The following is a 16,193-nucleotide window of genomic DNA, read 5'->3' as shown; positions in this document are numbered from 1 at the left end:
CTTCGCGTGCTTGCGGTCGACTCGGCGCCCGCGTGCGGTGAGCACACGCTACCGGCGCCGGTCGAGACTGCGCGCCGCACCGGCGCCGGTCGAGACTGCGCGCCGCACCGGCGCCGGTCGAGCTTGCGCGCCGCACCGGCGCCGCACCGGCGCCGCGCCCGCTCCGCTATGCGCCGAGCGGCTGCGGCTCGCGGAGGTCGAGCACGGGTGCCCGGGCGCACAGGCGCAGGTAGGCGCCGAGGTCGGCGAGAGCGTCGCCGTCGAGCGGCACGCCGTCGGCGAGCGCGGGCGAGGCGACGAGCACCGCGGCCCACTGGCCGCGCGACACCGCCACGTTGAGCCGGTGCCGGTCCAGCAGGAACCCGACGCCGCGCGGGATCTCCCGGGCCGACGACGCCGCGAGCGTCACGATCGCGACGGCGGCCTCCTGGCCCTGGAACTTGTCGACCGTGCCGACCCGCACGCCGGGCAGGCCGGCGTCGTCGAGCATCGCCCGCACGAGGGCGACCTGCGCGTTGTAGGCGGCGACGACCAGCACGTCGCGGGACTCGGTGGGGCGCGGCGCGCTCTCGCCGTCGGGCCGCCACGGCCGGCCGATGAGGTCGCGCACCAGCCGGACGACCTCGGCCGCCTCCTCCGTGGACGCCGAGCTGTTGCCACGGTGCGCGACCGGCCGCCGGTGCACGCCCGGCGCGAGGCCGTCCAGGTGCCGGACGTCGGTGACGTCGACCTCCGAGCGCAGCCGGCCTGCGTAGGCCAGGTCGGAGACCGCGGCGCACAGCGCCGAGTGCATGCGCCACGAGCGGTCGAGGAAGTAGCCGTGCGTGGGCGGCATCACCGGCTCCCCACCGGTCACCCAGGCGAGCGCGGACTGGTCGACGGGCTCGTCGTGGTGGCCCTGGCTCACCTGCGGCAGCTGCTGCGGGTCGCCCAGCAGCAGGAGCCGCCGCGCCGACGTGGACGCGGCGAGCGTGTTCGCGAGCGAGAACTGCCCGGCCTCGTCGACGACGAGGAGGTCCAGCTCGCCGTCGGCGATCCGTGACCTGTTGGTGAAGTCCCACATCGTGCCGCCGATGACGCACCCGTCCGAGGCGTGCTGCGCGAGGAAGGTCGCGTGCGCGTCCGGCCCGAGCATCGTCCACGGCGGCGGGACGACGGCGGGGTCGGACAGGTCCGGCGTGGTGGCGGGCTTCTTGGCGACCTGGGCCGCGTCGAGCCCACCGGCGACCACCTGGTCGAGCAGGTTCTCCACCACGGCGTGCGACTGCGCGACGACGCCGACCCGCCAGCCCAGCTGCTGCACGAGCCGCGCGATGACCCGCGCGCCGACGTGCGTCTTGCCGCTGCCCGGCGGCCCCTGCACGGCCAGGTAGGAGCGGTCGAGCGCGGCGGTCGCCCGCGCGATCGTGGCGGCGCGGTCCTCCCCGAGCGGCGGCAGCGCGCCCCCGCCCGCCAGGCGCGGCGTGCGGCGTCGGAGCAGCTCGACCGCGGCGGTGTCCGACAGCGCCGGCGTGCCCGACGGCGTGGGGGCACCGGCGGGGAGCGCGTCCAGATCGCGCGGTGAGAGTCCCGCGGCGTGGGCCGCGACGTCGACGATCGCCGCGTGCGGGTTCTTGGTGGGCACGGGGGCGCCGGGCACGACGGCGACCGGGGTCGCGTCGACGCCGACACCCTCGGCGAACTCGGCCGGCGCCCGCTCGATGACCTCGAACACGGCGCGCGTGCCGTCGGGTGAGACCGAGACCTCGGCGAGGACCGCGTTCGTGGCGGCGTAGGCCGCGCCGGTGCCGATCCGCAGGCCCTCGGCGGCACCGGCGGGGTGCAGGCAGAAGACGTCGCGGCCGGCGTCGGGGGAGCTGGCCGGCCCGAGCGTGCCGGTCAGGCGCAGCCGCCGCCGGCGGTAGCGCCCGGCGGTCGACCACGGCTCGACCACCTCGACCGCCTCGGGCCCGTCGCCGACGCTGAGCACGTCGCGCGTCTCGGCCCACCAGTCGCGCGGCTGGGCGAGCCGCTCGAAGTGCTCGCGCCAGCCCGGAGCCTGCTCGCGCCGGTGGTAGTCGACGGCCGCCGCGAGGAGGGCGAACGCCTGGTCGTCGTCGGAGCGGGGCGACTCGCCCGCGGCGGCGAGGAGCGCGCCCACGAGGCGCTGCTCGCCGGTGGGACGAAGGCCGATCTCGGGGCTCGCCGTCGGGCCGGGCGTGGCGGGCGACGCGGGCAGGTCGGCGGCCGGGCCGGGTGTGCCGACGGGCGCCGGGCCGCGCGCCGAAGACTCCGCGGTCGAGACGGGCTGCGACGTGACGCCGGCTCCGGCGCCGGCCAGCGAGCGCAGCCAGAGCAGCAGTCGGCGGGTGGAGACGCAGTCGTACCGGTTGTAGTCGGCGATCTCCGCCATGGCCGCGGCAAAGGCCTCCTCGGCGCCCGGCTCGCCCGCCCCGCGCGCGGCCGCGGCCTCGGCGTAGGCGACGACGGAGTCGCCGCCGGTCGTCACGCCGCCCGCGTCGCGCAGCTCGGCGCCCATGTAGAGGGGCTCGAGCGACTTGAGGCCGTAGGAGGGCTGCGAGACGACGACGGCGTTGCGCACCACCGGGTAGAGGTCCACGAGGACGCCCTCGCGCACGAGCGTGAGCACCTCTTCCAGCCCCGCGCCGTGCCGCTCGGCCAGCCGCTCGAGCGCGGTCTTCTCGTAGGACGCGTAGTGGTAGACGTGCATCCCGGGAAAGCGCGCGCGGCGCCGCTGCAGCCAGGCGAGGAAGTCGACGAGCGCCGCCTTCTCCTGCGCTCGGTCGTGTGCCCAGAACGCGACGTACCGCTCCTGCTCGCCCTCCTCGACGAGCCCGAACAGGTACTCCAGGCCACCCTCGAGCGCGCCGTGCGGCGCCCACATGGGGTCGCCCTCGAAGTCGAAGTAGACGTCGCCCGGGTCGGGCGCGGGCAGCGCGGCCAGGACGTGCCGGCCCTCCCGCTGGAGCACCTGGAACCGCACGACCGGCTCGAGCGCCGCGGACGCCGCGGGGTCGACGTCGGCGAGCGGCTCGCCGTCGGGCGTCACGACCCGCGCGCCCGGACCGAGGGTCCAGCCGGCCGCCTCGACCGCGGCGATCCGCGCGCGCTGCCCGGCCTGGGCGGCCGCCTGGCGGACGAGCCGGTCCTGGACCAGCGGCGGGATCCGGGGCACCGGCGTGCGCAGTGCGCCGAGCTCGGCCACCGTGTGCACGCCGGCGGCGAACAGCCGCGTGCGGTGCACCGCCTTCATGCCGTGCACGAGCCGGACGTCGTCGGTCCGCTCCACCTCGGGCGTGCACGCCTCGCACCGGCCGCACGCGCGCCGACGGACGCCGAGACCGGCGGGCAGGAGCGCGAGCTCGGCAGGCTCGGCGTCGCCATCGCGCCACTCCTGCCACGAGACGGGACGCCCGAGCGCGACGTGGGCGTCGATGAGGCCCTCCACGAGCCGCCGCTCGCCGCGGTAGACCTCGAGGAGATCGGCGAGCAGGTGGTCGCTGCGCACGCCGTTGCCGTGGTGCAGCCACACCCGGTCGGTGATCGGCACGTCGAGGGCGAGGAGCTGGTCGGCGTACGCGGCAAGCTGGAGCAGGGCCGTGCCGCGCACCTTGGCGGTCAGCTTCGTGTCCACGACGGCGTAGCGCGGCCGGGGCGTCGAGCTCGCCTGGCGTTCGCCGCCGCCGTCGCCGTCCTTGACGAGGAAGTCGGCGCGTCCGTAGAACCGCCCGTCGAAGAACGTCGCCTGGAACACCACGTCGGCGCCGCCGCGCAGCGCCGCGATCGTCTGCTCCCTCGCGGTGGCGATCGTCGCCCGGAAGTCGCCCTCCGGCTCGATCGCCGCGACGCCGCGGGGGATCACGCCGTCGTACGTCCCGTACTGCTCCTCGTAGGCGAGCCGCACGCGCGCCTCGTGCGCGTCGCCGAGGAGGGCGGCTCGGCGCAGCATCGGGTCGTCCACCTCGGCCAGGCGCTCGGCGCGCCCGAGCACGCCGTCGAGCGTGCGCAGCAGGCGGAACGGGCAGTCCGCGAGCGTCACGTCCGTGGGCGAGTAGACCACGGTGGGAGAGTCGGCGACGGCGTCGCGACCGGAGAGGATGAACACCTCTTCACGCTAACGCCGACCACCGACGTCCGGGCGTGGGCCCGCAGCGCCGGGTGGCCGCGCGCAGGAGTTCGGCTCCCCGACACGTTGCGAGCGGCCCCAACGCGCCGTCAGGATGACCCGGTGACCTCCCCAGAGCCGGCGGCGGGGACGTCCCAGCCGTCCCCTCCCGCGTCGACCCCTGCCCCGTCGACGCCCCCCGCGCCGACCCCGGCCTCGCAGGGGACGGCCCCGCAGCCGCCCGCCCCCAATCTCCCCCCGCCGACCCCGACTCCGTCGGCCGAGGGCCTGCGGACGAGCGCGCGGGCCGCGGACATCCGGCGCTGGCGCGGCTACCTCGCCGACGAGCGCGCCGAGATGCAGATCTACACGGACCTCGCGTCCCGCCGCACGGGCGAGGAGCGGGCGATCCTCCTGGCGCTCGCCGAGGCCGAGAAGCGGCACGAGCAGCACTGGCTCCACCTCCTCGGCGAGCACGCCGGCGACCGGCAGCGGCTGCCCCTGCGCAGCCGGGTGCTCGGCTGGTTCGCGCGCCGGTTCGGGTCGGTCTTCGTGCTGGCGCTCGTGCAGCGCGTCGAGGCGCGGTCCACGTACGCCACCGAGCGCGACGCGACGCCGCAGATGGTGGCCGACGAGCGCATCCACGCCGAGGTGGTGCGCACGCTCGCGGCGCGCGGCCGCGCACAGATGTCGGGCTCGTTCCGGGCTGCGGTGTTCGGGATGAACGACGGCCTCGTGTCCAACCTCGCCCTCGTGCTCGGCATCGGCGCCACGGGCATCTCGACCGGCGTGGTGCTCGCCACGGGGCTCGCCGGCCTGCTCGCGGGCGCGCTCTCCATGGGTGCGGGGGAGTTCGTGTCCGTGCGCAGCCAGCGGGAGCTGCTCGAGGCCTCGACCCCGGACCCCCTCTCGCGGACCGTCTACCCGCACCTCGACCTCGACCACAACGAGCTCGCGCTCGTCTACCGCGCCCGCGGGGAGTCGCCCGAGGACGCGCGCGTGCACGCCGAGCGCGCGATCACGAGCTACCGGCCCGACTCGGTGCAGCCGCGCCACCTGCACACCGAGTTCGAGGAGATCGGCAGCGCCTGGTCGGCTGCGTTCTCCAGCTTCGGGCTCTTCGCGGCGGGCGCCGTCGTTCCGGTGCTGCCCTACCTGTTCGGCCTGACCGGCCGCTCGGCCGTGCTCGTGGCGGCGATCCTCGTGGGGGTCGCGCTGCTCGTCACCGGTGCGATCGTCGGGGTGCTCTCGGGCGGTCCGCCGCTGCGCCGGGCGCTGCGCCAGCTCGCGATCGGCTGGGGCGCGGCGGCCGCCACCTATCTCCTCGGCCTCGCGTTCGGCACGCAGGTCGGCTGACGCACGCCCGAGGGTGGACACGCTGGCCGCCCTACGGGTGCAAGGCCCGGCGGAGGTGCGACACAGACCCGGTATGAACCGGCCCGGCAGGAGAAGCCCCGGCACGAACGGCCCCGGCACCACGCGGTCGCTCGCCGTGCTCGCGATGCTGGGCACGGCCGCTCTGACCGGTTGTGCGACCGACGGCCCTGGCGGTGAGCCGGGATCGTCCTGCGCCGTCGTCGAGCCGGCCACGGACGTCACGCTCGACGGGCTCGGCGAGGCCGACGTCCTCGCCCTCGACGCCGTCACGAACTTCTCCCGCGTCGTGGTCTACGCCGACGGACGCGTCGCGATCATGGACGTCGAGGGCTGGGACGGCGAGCGGCCCGACGGCGAGCCCACCGCGAGCGCGGCCCTCACCGACGCACCGCCGGCACCTGGGTTCACCGCGGTGCTCGCGGCCGGAACCCTGCGGCCCGGCGCCCGGGCCGCCGAGATGGTGCCCGCGATGGCGTGGCCGTGGCCCGCGGTCCCGGACGTCCCCACGCTCTGGGCCGGGCAGCTCTCCCCGTGCGCCCTCGGTCTCCTGGCCGCCCAGGCCGCAGACCTCGCCCATCACGTCGGGGAGCTCGACGGCGATCTCGGCGTCTGGGCCACCACGGACCTCGCGACGACGGTCCTCGACTACCGGGGCGAGCCCGCCGTCGTCGCCTCCGCCTACGGTCTGGACGTGGACGCGGACGGCGACCCGGCCTCGCGCTACAGCCAGCGCCAGCGTGACGCACGCGAGCTCATGCGGCAGATGCAGGACACCGTCGTCAGGTACACGACGGGCGTGCGCGAGGTTCCCGTCACACGGCTCGAGGTCTACTGGCCGACGGACGCGTGCAGCGCGGTCACCGACCCTGACGAGGTCGCGCAGCTGCTCTCCGGAACGGCCGCCGACGACCACGGCCTCCTCACCAGGGCTCTCGCCCCCGGCGTCGAGGCGTGCGACGGCACCACCTGAGCCGACTAGCGTGGGTCGGTGCGCCGCCTGCTCCTGGACACCCGACCGCTCCACGTCTCACCCGCCTACCGCCGCCTGTGGTGGGGCCTCGGCCTCGCGCAGATCGGCACGATGGTCACGCAGGTCGCGGTCAGCCTGGAGATCTACGAGCAGACGTCCTCGACGTTCGCGGTCGGCATCCTGGGCATCGCGGCCCTCGTCCCGCTCGTGGTGCTCGGCCTGTACGGCGGCGCGCTGGCCGACGCGTTCGACCGGCGCACCGTCGCCCTCGTGTCCGGCGTCGTGATGATCTCGGCCACCGTGGGGCTCGTCGTGCAGGCCGCGCTGCAGCTCGAGCAGCCCTGGGTGCTCTACCTGCTCGTCGCGATCCAGTCGGCCGGCTCGGCGGTCAACGTCCCCACCCGGATGTCGATCATCCCGCGGCTCGTCGGGCGCGACCTGCTGCCCGCCGCGAACGCGCTCGGCACCCTCACCGGCTCCCTCGGCCTCACGGTCGGCCCGCTGCTCGGGGCCGTGCTCGCCGCGTCGGTGGGCTACGCGGCGACCTACGCGCTCGACGTCGTGCTCTTCGGGTTCGCGCTCTACGCGCTGCTCCGCCTCCCGGCGATGCCGCCGGGCACGCCGATCGCGGCGGCGCCCGGGCTCCCACCCCTGGACGCGGACGCGGACGCCGCCGCCGTGCTGCCGGCCGACCCCACGGCCGCCGACGGCGAGCCCGCCCCCCGCCGTCAGGCCGGCTTCGCGGCGGTGTGGGAGGGCCTGCAGTTCCTGCGCACGCGGCCGAACCTGCGCACGACCTTCGTGCTCGACATCATCGCCATGGTCACCGCCATGCCTCGCGTGATGTTCCCCGCGGTCGGCGCGGTGATCCTCGGCGGCGGCGAGACGACCACGGGCGGCCTCACGGCGGCCATCGCGATCGGGTCGGTGCTGGCGAGCGCGCTGTCCGGCGGCCTGGGCCGGGTGCGCCGCCAGGGCGTCGCGATCGTCGTGGCGATCGTGGCGTTCGGCGTGTGTGCGGTGGGGTTCGGCCTCTCACTCATGGCGGCCGGGCGGACCTCGCCGTCGTCGCTGCTCGTACCCGTCGCGATCGTCGCGGGCCTGTTCCTCGCCGGCGCGGGCGCCGCGGATGCGGTGAGCGCGGTGTTCCGCCAGACGGTGATGCAGTCGGCCACGCCGGACCACCTGCTGGGCCGCCTCCAGGGCGTGTTCATCGTGGTGGTCGCCGGCGGCCCGCGGCTCGGCGACCTCGTGCTCGGGTCGGCCGCGACCCGGTTCGGCGAGGCGTCGGCCGCCGTCGGCGGCGGGATCGTGTGCATCCTCGCGGTGCTCGCCGTCGCGTTCGGCCAGCGCGGCTTCCTGCGCTACGACGCGCGGCACCCGACGCCGTAGCGCACCCGGCATCGGCGGCTCGGCGGCGGCGCCGTCACGCACGTGCCCACCGCGCCGCGCCCTGGTGTCGGTGACTCCCGGCCGCGCGCGACGGGTTGCCCGGGGGCGGGAGTCACCGACGGTCTGGGACGCGTCGGGCGCTGGGCGGCAGCGCGGCTAGAGGTCGACCGAGCGGTTGGTCGCGACGTCGGGCTCCTCGCCCTTGACCATCGCGACGGCGTACTTGACCAGCGCCACCGGCTTCGGGTCGTCCATGGTCCAGTACTCGGCGGAGTCCGCGTCCACCTTGAGCAGCGCGACGGCCGGGTCCTCGCGGCCGCCCTCGAACCAGGCCTCCGCGTGCGGGTTCCACAGCTCGTCGATCTTCGCCTGGTCGCGCGAGACCGACGCGGTCCCGGCGATCGAGAGGTAGCTGTCGCCCGCGGTGATCGCGACGTTGACGTGCGGGTGCGCCTCGAGCTGGGCCGTCTTCGGGGAGGGCTCGGCGACGAGGAAGTACAGCGTGCCGTCGAAGTCCCGCTCGACGACGGCGAGGGGCCGGCTCAGCAGCTCGCCCTCGGGTCCGACGGTGGTGACGAACGCGGTCCGGGCCTTCTTGACGAGACCCGCGATGGTCTCCAGGTCCTCCTGAGATGCGGTCATGAGCGTGACGGTACGTCCGGGTCCCCGGGCGGGCCTCCCCCTTTCGGGTGGCTGAACGGGCACGGGGTCCGAGGCGACCTCAGGGGCCATCTCGCGAGCCGGCTCAGGGCCAACTCACAGGACGGCTCACAGGCCGAGGAGGCGCAGCAGCGCGGTCGCACCGGCACCGAGCAGCACGCTCACCACGAGCGGTGCGCGCACGGCCGCCGCGCCGAGCGCCAGCCCCACGCCCACGGGACGTGCCCACCCGTCCGGTGCGGCGCCGTCGTACACCGCGGCCGAGGCGGTGACGGCGATGAGGAGCGCGACGACGCCCTGCTCGAGCAGCTGCTCGACCTGGGCGGCGCGGCCGAGCACGCGGCCGCCGAGCTCGACGCCGAGGCGGCGCGTCGCGTACGTGCCGAGCGCCAGGAGCAGGCCGGCGGCGACGACGGCGCTCACGCGAGGCCGCCGGGTGCGTCGCTCTGGGCAGGCCACGAGCGGCCGGGCACGAGCACGACGGCGAGCGCCGCCAGGGCGAGCACCGGCGCCAGCCCGGCGGGCACGAGCGGCGTGGTCACCAGGGCGATGACCGCGGCGAGGACGGCGACGGCGAGCGTGCGGCCCGCGCGGATCGCCGGCACCGCGAGCGCGCCGAGCAGCGCGGGCAGCACGGCGTCCAGGCCCCACACGCGCGGGTCGGAGACGACGAGCCCGAGGCCCGCGCCCACCGCGGCGCCGACCGGCCAGCCGAGCGCGACGCCGATCCCGGCGACCCAGAACGTGGCGACCCGCCCGCGGTGGGCCGTGGGGACCGGCGCGGCTGCCGGTGCCGGCGAGGTGGCGAACGCGACGGTCTCGTCGTTCACGAGGTGCGCTCCGAGCGCCCGGCGCCACCCGCGCGGCAGCAGCGGCGAGACGGCCATGCCGTAGACGCTGTTGCGCAGGTTGACGAGGATGCCCGCCGCTGCCGCGAGCCACGGGCTGGCACCGGCGCCGACGAGGCCGACGAAGAGCAGCTCGGCCGAGCCCGCGAGCACGGTGAGCGCGAGAAGCAGCAGCTGCCAGGCGGCGAACCCGGCGCTGACGCCGGTCACGCCGTAGGTCACGCCGACCAGGGCGACGGCGAGCGACATGAGCAGGATCGGGCGACGCAGGTCGCGGGGCACGTCGTGCCACAGCGCCCGGATCGCTCGCAGTCCGTGGGCCATGCGGGGATCGTGCAGCGGTGACCGAACGTTCGTCAAGCCGAACGGACGGTCCGCTAGGGTGAACACATGAGCGGACCGACGTCGCCGAACGGAGCCGACCGTGAGGCTGCCCCGGACGTGCGCGCGCTCGTCGCTGCGGGCCTGCGCGCCGCGCGGACGCGCAGCGGCCTGAGCCTCTCGGAGGTCGCGCGCCGCGCCGGAGTGGCGAAGTCCACGCTCTCGGCGCTCGAGGCCGGTCAGGGCAATCCCGGCGTGGAGACCCTCTGGGCGCTCAGCGACGCGCTCGGCGTCCGGTTCTCGGAGCTCGTCGACCCACCACCCTCGCCCGTGCGACTCCTCCGGGCGGGCGAGGGGCCACGGGTCCCCGCGGGCGAGGCGACCTACGCCGCAACGCTGCTCGCCGCGTGCCCGCCGACGGCGCGACGCGACGCCTACCGCATCACGGCCGAGCCGGGCGTGCCGCGACGCTCGACGCCGCACGCGCGCGGGACGCAGGAGCACGTGGTGCTCGCGGCGGGTCGGGCGCTCGTGGGCCCGACGGACGAGCCGGTCGAGCTCGCCCCGGGGGACTACCTCGCCTACCCCGGCGACGTCGCGCACGTGTTCGAGGCGCTCGAGCCCGGCACGTGGGCGGTGCTGCTGTCCGAGCTGGGCTGAGCAGCGCTGGGCTGAGCAGCGCCCGGCGCCGACGCCGCCCGCTCACCAGCCGCGCGCGAGCCAGGCCGCGACGTCGGCCGCCTCCGCCCCGATGGTGGTGTCCTCGCCGTGCCCGGTGTGCACGGGGGTCTCGGGCGGCAGGACGAGCAGGCGCTCGCGGATCGACGCGACGATGCCCTCGAACGAGGAGTAGGGCCAGCGCGTCGCGCCCGGGCCGCCGTGGAAGAGGGTGTCGCCGGTCATCACGGCGAGCGGCCGGGCCGCCCCGCGCTGCTCCTCGCCGTCACCCCCGCCACCCTCCGGCCACGCGACCACGACGCACGAGCCGGGGGTGTGCCCCGGCGTGTGCCGCACCTCGACCTCGCCCCCGGCGACGGCGAGCCGCAGGCCATCGGTGAGCTCGCCGTCGGGCGCGTCCACGAGCGACTCGTGCCAGAGGGTGCGGTCGGCCGCGTGCAGGAGGACGGGCGCGTGCGTGCGGGCGCGCAGCCGCGGCGCCGCGCCGACGTGGTCCCAGTGCCCGTGCGTCACGAGGGTGGCCACGACGCGCCGGTCACCGACCGCGTCGGCGATCGCGTCGCCGTCGTGCGCCGCGTCCACGACGACGACCTCCGCGTCGTCCCCGACGAGCCACACGTTGTTCGTGAAGTCCGTGCGGCCCGGGGCCGGCACGACGAGCCGCTCGAAGCGCATCGCCCCACTGTGCCGCGCGGGGCCGCCCCGCGTCACCCTCGCCGGCCCGAGCGGCCCGAGCGGCCCCTCGGGCCCGTCCCGCCGAGCGCGTTGCCCACCCACGCCACCAGCAACGCCATGGCGAAGAACGCGACGGCCACGAGCAGGCTGCCCAGCACCACGGGTGCGTACCCGCCGTCGCGCGGGTCGAGGAACGGGTAGGGGTACCAGTCCACGATCGGACCGCGCACGAGGGTGTAGGCGAGGTAGGCGAGGGGCACGAGCATCCACGCCACCACGCGGCGCGGCGTGGTGCGCGTGCGCGGCGGGTCCAGCAGCCAGTCGGCGACCATGAGGATGGGCACGACGACGTGCAGCACCGTGTTCGGGAACCCCTCGGTCTGCACGTCCACACCGCGCAGCATCGTGTTGTAGACGATCCCGGTGAGTCCGAGGAAGGTCACGGCGGCGCCGCGGACGACGTCGGGCACGGGTGCCACGAGCGCCCACGCGCACACCACGGCGCCGAGCAGGTTCGAGAGCACCGTGAAGTAGGAGTAGTGGTTCGCGGGGGAGAACGCGTCCCCGAGCGACGTCACGAGGTACGTCTCCGCCGCCACCACGAGGGCCACGACGGCGATCCGCACCACCGCGCTCGCGCGCAGTCGCGCGGGGGTCACGCCTGCTCCAGCACGGCCTGCGCCGCGTTGTGCCCGCCGAGCCCCGACACCGCGCCGCCGCGCACCGCACCGGACCCGCACAGCAGGATCCGCTCGTGCGCCGTCGCGACGCCCCAGCGCTGCGCGGGGGAGCGCTCGCCGTCGGGCGCCGCGTCCTCGCGCCACGGCCAGGCGAGCGGCCCGTGGAAGATGTGTCCGCCGGGCATGCCGACGGAGCGCTCGACGTCGAGCGTGGTGCGCACCTCGACGCAGGGGTTGCCGTGGGCGTCGTGCGCGACGACGTCGAGCACCGGCTCGGCGAGGACGGAGTCCAGGGCTCGCAGGACCGCGTCCCGCAGCGCCTCGCGGAGCGCGTCGTTGCCGTGCGCCGCGACGAGCCGGTGCGGCGTGTGCAGGCCGAACACGGTGAGGGTCTGCGCGCCGGACGCCGCGAGCTCCGGCCCGAGGATCGAACGGTCGCTGAGGGTGTGGCAGTAGATCTCGCAGGGCAGCGGGTCGGGCACGGCGCCACCCGCCGCGCGCGCGAACGCGGCGGTCAGCTCGCTCGCGAGCTCGTGCACGTGGAACGTGCCGGCGAAGGCGGCGGCGGGGTCGACGCTCGTGTCCCGCAGGCGCGGCAGCCGGTCCAGGACGAGGTTCACCTTGACCTGCGCGCCCTCCGGGGCGGTCGCCGATGCCGGGTCGGTGCCGGCGTCCTCGGCCAGCAGGCGGTCCAGCACGGCCGGGGCGAGGCCCGCGAGCACGACGGCGCCGCTCACCTCGTGCGTGCGGCCCGCCCGGGTGAAGCGCACCTCGCCCGAGGGGCTGACCGCGACGACCTCGGCGCCGGTGAGCAGCTCGGCGCCCGCGCTGCTCGCGGCGCGGGCGAGGGCGCCGGAGACCGTGCCCATGCCGCCGACCGGGACGTCCCAGTCGCCGGTGCCGCCGCCGATCACGTGGTAGAGGTAACACCGGTTCTCCGCGAGCGAGCGCTCGTGGAGGTCGGCGAACGTGCCGATGAGGGCGTCGGTCGCGACGACGCCGCGGACCAGGTCGGACGCGAAGCGGCGGTCCAGGGCCTCGCCGAGCGGGCGCTCGACGAGGTCGCGCCAGAGCGCCTCGGCTTCGGCGTCGGCGTCGGCGTCGGCGTCGGCTCCGGGTTCGGCGTCGGCTTCCGTGCGTGTGATGACACCGGCCTCGGCGAGGAACCGCTCGCGCACCTCGGCCCGGGTGGGCAGCGGCTGGATGAGGGTCGGTGCCAGCGCCCGGGCGAGTGCCGCGGTGCCGGCGTACCAGCGCGCCCAGGGTTCGGCGTCGTGCTCCGCGCCCACGCGCGCGAACGCCGCCCGGTGGGCGACGGCGTCGGCGGCGGAGTCGACGAGCAGGCCGCGGGCGGGGTCGTGCGGGTCGGGCGTGTAGGAGGAGAAGCGGCGCCGGACGAGGGTGACGTCGAGGTCGAGGTCCCGGGCGATCGTCCGGGGCAGCAGGCTGACGAGGTAGGAGTAGCGCGAGAGGCGCGCGTCCACGCCGTCGAACGGTCGCTCGGACACGGCGGCGCCACCGAGGTGGTCGGCGCGCTCCAGCAGGAGGACGCGCCGACCGGCCCGCGCGAGGTAGGCCGCGGCGGTGAGGGCGTTGTGGCCGCCGCCGAGGACGACGACGTCGTAGCGCTGCACGACCCGAGCGTAGGGCGCCGCCGTCCGGAGGGCGGGCGCTCGAGCCGCCGCGCGGCTCAGGTGGCTCAGGCGGCCGTGGCGGCCAGCACGTAGCGGGCGGCGTCGGCGGCGGCCTGCGGCGTGAGGCGGCGCGTGGTGCGCACCGCCGTCTGCGCGCCGGGCGCGTCGCCGACGAGGTCGCCGTCCGTGTGCACCTCGACGCCCCAGGAGCGGGGCTGGTCGGCGGGACGGCCGGGGCCGTCGTCGACCACGAGGAAGACACGGCGGCCGTCGTCGAGGAACGCGATCGGCACGGGCCGGCTCGCGGTGAGGGTGGTCTCGCCGGCGAGCTCGCCGGCCAGGAGGCTGCGGACGGTCTCGGTGACGGCGAGCACGGCGGTGGCCTCGTCGGTCATGCCGGTGCGGTCGATCGGTCGGAAGGTCGGGATGGTGGTCATGGGTACTGCTCCTTGCGTGCATGCGGCCCGGTCGTCGGGTTCCGAGGAACGCAGCGGGTGCGCGCTCACGACGGCGCAGCTCGCCCAGGTGGGCGGCGCACCGTGCCGGTGACGTCCGGGAGGGGGCACGGCGACGATCCGTCGTCGCCACGCTCCCCGTGGGTGCCGGGCGGGTGCCCGGTCGACTCGTCCGGCCGGTGTGACCACGGCCGTGGACGAGCCGCCCACGTTACGTCATAACGCCGACAAGGGCCAACGCATTCCCGGTGAGGTGGGACGAGTCACGACGGCGAGGGGCCGCCGTCCGGGTGGACGGCGGCCCCTCGGGGGTGCTGCGAGCGCGGCGGGCGTCAGGCCCTGTACGCGGCGACTCAGTCGTTCGCGGGCGCGGCCTCGACGGCCTCGGCCTGGACGACGCCTCCGTCGCTCTGGCCGTGCTGCACCTCGATGCGACGCGGCTTCGCCTCCTGCGCCACCGGGATGGTGAGCGTGAGCACGCCGTCGTGGTAGTTCGCGCTGATCGCGTCGAGCGCGAGACCGCGGCCGACGGTGAGCTGGCGCGCGTAGGTGCCGGTCGGGCGCTCCTTGGCGAGCCACTGCACGTCGTTCGCCTCGGGGGCCGTGCGCTGCGCCCGGATGCTCAGCGTGCGGTCCTCGACGTTGACGTCGATCGTGCCCGGGTCCGCCCCGGGGATGTCGACCGTGAGCACGTAGTGGTCGCCGGACCGGTACAGGTCCATCGGCATCTGCGCGGCGGCGCGGTCGGCGTTGAGCATCTGTCCGACGAAGCGGTCGAGCTCGCGGAACGGGTCGTAGGTCTTGGCCATCTGTCGCTCCTCGTGACGGTGGGACTGCCCCGTGCGGTCCCGCTGATGTCAGTTTTAGCACTCGGTGGCGGTGAGTGCCAAGAGAGTTGAGTCGGGTTCACTCAAGGCGAACGATGGGAGGCACCGATCGAGGTCAGGGCGCCATCAGGCGGCCGGTCGGGACGGACCCGGCCCGGTCAGGGCACCGACGCGGGCGAGGCCGGCTCGTCGTGCGTCCCGCGCCACCGGGCCACGGACCGCATGAGGTGGTACACCGCGAGCGCCGAGAACGTGCCGAGCGCAATGCCCTCGAACGTGAGCTGCCCCGCGCTCCACGTGAAGTTGGCGATCCCGACGACCAGGGCGATCGCCGCCGTCGTGAGGTTGACGGGGTCGGCGAAGTTGACCTTGTTCTGGACCCAGATCCGGGCGCCGAGCACGCCGATCATGCCGTAGAGCACCGTGCCCGCCCCGCCCAGCACGCCGACCGGGATCGTCGCGATGAGCGCGCCGAACTTGGGCGACAGCGACAGCAGGAACGCGGTCACCGCGGCGACGTAGTACGCGGCCGTCGAGTACACCCGCGTGGCCGCCATGACGCCGATGTTCTCGGCGTACGTCGTGGTGCCGGACCCACCGCCGAGGCCCGCGAGGACCGTGGCGAACCCGTCGGCGAAGAGCGCGCGCCCTGCCATGGGGTCGAGGTTGTCGCCCGTCATGGCCGCGACGGACTTGAGGTGGCCGATGTTCTCGGCGATGAGCACGAGCACCACCGGCACGAACAGGCCGAGGACGGCCAGGCTGAACGTCGGCGTCGTGAAGTGCGGCAGCCCGACCCAGGCCGCGGCGCGCACCTCGTCGAACACGACCTCGCCGCGCACCAGCGCGACCGCGTAGCCCACGAGCACGCCGAGCAGGATCGACAGTCGGCCGAGGATGCCCCGGAACAGCACGGTCACGAGCACGACGGCGAGGATGGTCACCAGCGCCGTGACCGGCGCCACCTTGACGTTGTTCCACGCCGCGGGCGCGAGGTTGAGCCCGATCACCGCGACGATCGTGCCGGTCACGATCGGCGGCATGAGCACGTCGATCCAGCCGTGCCCGGCCCAGCTCACCACGAGGCCGACGACGGCGAGCACCGCTCCCGCGACCACCACGCCGCCCAGCGCGCTCGCCATCCCGCCGCTCTGGCTGGCGGCCGCGATCGGCGCGATGAAGGCGAACGACGAGCCGAGGTAGCTCGGCACCCGCCCCCGGGTGATGAGCAGGAACAGGAAGGTCCCGATGCCGGAGAAGAACAGCGTCGTCGCGGGCGGCAGGCCCGTGATCAGCGGGACGAGGAACGTCGCGCCGAACATGGCGACGACGTGCTGCATCCCGATGCCGATGGTGCGCGGCCAGCTCAGCCGCTCGCCGGGGCTGACGACGGTGCCCGAGGCCACCGTGCGTCCGTCGCCGTGCACCCGCCAGCGGAAGGGGTGGTTCGCGGTGGCGTCGGTGGAGGGGCCGGTGGTCGGGCGTGCGGGCATGCGGCATCCAGGGGGGTGACGGGGGGTCGGCAGGGTCGAGCACACCCTAGTGAGGCCGTCGGCCCGACGTCGCCGGAA

14 protein-coding genes are annotated in these 16,193 nt (G+C 75.7%); 4 read left to right on the top strand and 10 right to left on the bottom strand.

Features of this window, described 5'->3' with window-relative positions; genetic code table 11:
- Positions 1–166 precede the first annotated feature (166 nt).
- Positions 167–4,105, bottom strand: a complete 3,939-nt coding sequence (locus AC3AQ1_RS07840; protein WP_108718529.1) for a TM0106 family RecB-like putative nuclease — start codon at positions 4,103–4,105, stop codon at positions 167–169.
- Between the two features lie 363 nt (positions 4,106–4,468).
- Between AC3AQ1_RS07840 and AC3AQ1_RS07835 the strand changes: the two genes are divergently transcribed.
- The 3 genes from AC3AQ1_RS07835 to AC3AQ1_RS07825 all read left to right on the top strand — a co-directional run bounded on the left by AC3AQ1_RS07835 (position 4,469) and on the right by AC3AQ1_RS07825 (position 7,844).
- On the top strand, positions 4,469–5,461 hold the full coding sequence (locus tag AC3AQ1_RS07835; protein ID WP_370445352.1) for a VIT1/CCC1 transporter family protein: 993 nt from the start codon (positions 4,469–4,471) through the stop codon (positions 5,459–5,461).
- A 73-nt stretch (positions 5,462–5,534) separates the two neighbouring features.
- Positions 5,535–6,452: a hypothetical protein gene (locus AC3AQ1_RS07830; RefSeq protein WP_108718526.1), complete on the top strand. Its 918-nt coding sequence runs from the start codon at positions 5,535–5,537 to the stop codon at positions 6,450–6,452.
- An 18-nt stretch (positions 6,453–6,470) separates the two neighbouring features.
- Positions 6,471–7,844: an MFS transporter gene (locus AC3AQ1_RS07825; RefSeq protein ID WP_108718525.1), complete on the top strand. Its 1,374-nt coding sequence runs from the start codon at positions 6,471–6,473 to the stop codon at positions 7,842–7,844.
- Between the two features lie 156 nt (positions 7,845–8,000).
- On the opposite strand, the gene AC3AQ1_RS07820 is transcribed toward AC3AQ1_RS07825, so the two are convergent.
- The 3 genes from AC3AQ1_RS07820 to AC3AQ1_RS07810 all read right to left on the bottom strand — a co-directional run bounded on the left by AC3AQ1_RS07820 (position 8,001) and on the right by AC3AQ1_RS07810 (position 9,676).
- Positions 8,001–8,486, bottom strand: a complete 486-nt coding sequence (locus tag AC3AQ1_RS07820; protein ID WP_108718524.1) for a pyridoxamine 5'-phosphate oxidase family protein — start codon at positions 8,484–8,486, stop codon at positions 8,001–8,003.
- A gap of 126 nt (positions 8,487–8,612) precedes the next feature.
- A complete protein-coding gene (locus AC3AQ1_RS07815) occupies positions 8,613–8,927 on the bottom strand; it encodes an AzlD domain-containing protein (RefSeq protein ID WP_108718523.1) in 315 nt (104 codons plus the stop codon).
- Complete coding sequence (locus tag AC3AQ1_RS07810; RefSeq protein ID WP_108718522.1) at positions 8,924–9,676, bottom strand: AzlC family ABC transporter permease; 753 nt, start codon at positions 9,674–9,676, stop codon at positions 8,924–8,926. The genes AC3AQ1_RS07815 and AC3AQ1_RS07810 overlap by 4 nt, the downstream gene beginning before the upstream one ends.
- Positions 9,677–9,742: 66 nt before the next feature.
- Here AC3AQ1_RS07810 and AC3AQ1_RS07805 point away from each other — a divergent pair, with 66 nt between their 5' ends.
- Positions 9,743–10,333 (top strand): helix-turn-helix domain-containing protein, encoded by a 591-nt coding sequence (locus AC3AQ1_RS07805; RefSeq protein ID WP_108718521.1) that lies wholly within the window; start codon positions 9,743–9,745, stop codon positions 10,331–10,333.
- Between the two features lie 42 nt (positions 10,334–10,375).
- Here AC3AQ1_RS07805 and AC3AQ1_RS07800 read toward each other — a convergent pair whose 3' ends face one another.
- The 6 genes from AC3AQ1_RS07800 to AC3AQ1_RS07775 form a co-directional block, all read right to left on the bottom strand.
- On the bottom strand, positions 10,376–11,026 hold the full coding sequence (locus AC3AQ1_RS07800; protein WP_108718520.1) for an MBL fold metallo-hydrolase: 651 nt from the start codon (positions 11,024–11,026) through the stop codon (positions 10,376–10,378).
- Positions 11,027–11,058: 32 nt separating this feature from the next.
- Positions 11,059–11,685, bottom strand: coding sequence for a Pr6Pr family membrane protein (locus AC3AQ1_RS07795; protein ID WP_108718519.1), 627 nt, complete (start codon positions 11,683–11,685; stop codon positions 11,059–11,061).
- Positions 11,682–13,340: a phytoene desaturase family protein gene (locus AC3AQ1_RS07790; RefSeq protein WP_108718518.1), complete on the bottom strand. Its 1,659-nt coding sequence runs from the start codon at positions 13,338–13,340 to the stop codon at positions 11,682–11,684. Before AC3AQ1_RS07790 ends, AC3AQ1_RS07795 begins: the two co-directional genes overlap by 4 nt.
- A gap of 65 nt (positions 13,341–13,405) precedes the next feature.
- Positions 13,406–13,777, bottom strand: coding sequence for a hypothetical protein (locus tag AC3AQ1_RS07785; protein WP_108718517.1), 372 nt, complete (start codon positions 13,775–13,777; stop codon positions 13,406–13,408).
- Between the two features lie 371 nt (positions 13,778–14,148).
- Entirely contained in the window at positions 14,149–14,604 is a 456-nt protein-coding gene (locus tag AC3AQ1_RS07780) for an Hsp20/alpha crystallin family protein (RefSeq protein ID WP_108718516.1), read from the bottom strand.
- Between the two features lie 176 nt (positions 14,605–14,780).
- Positions 14,781–16,115, bottom strand: coding sequence for a uracil-xanthine permease family protein (locus AC3AQ1_RS07775; protein ID WP_108718515.1), 1,335 nt, complete (start codon positions 16,113–16,115; stop codon positions 14,781–14,783).
- Between the last annotated feature and the right edge of the window lie 78 nt (positions 16,116–16,193).

The sequence above is a fragment of the Miniimonas sp. S16 genome, from assembly GCF_057748195.1.
Note: the sequence above shows the minus strand (reverse complement) of the source record. Positions and strands in the feature narration are given on the sequence as shown.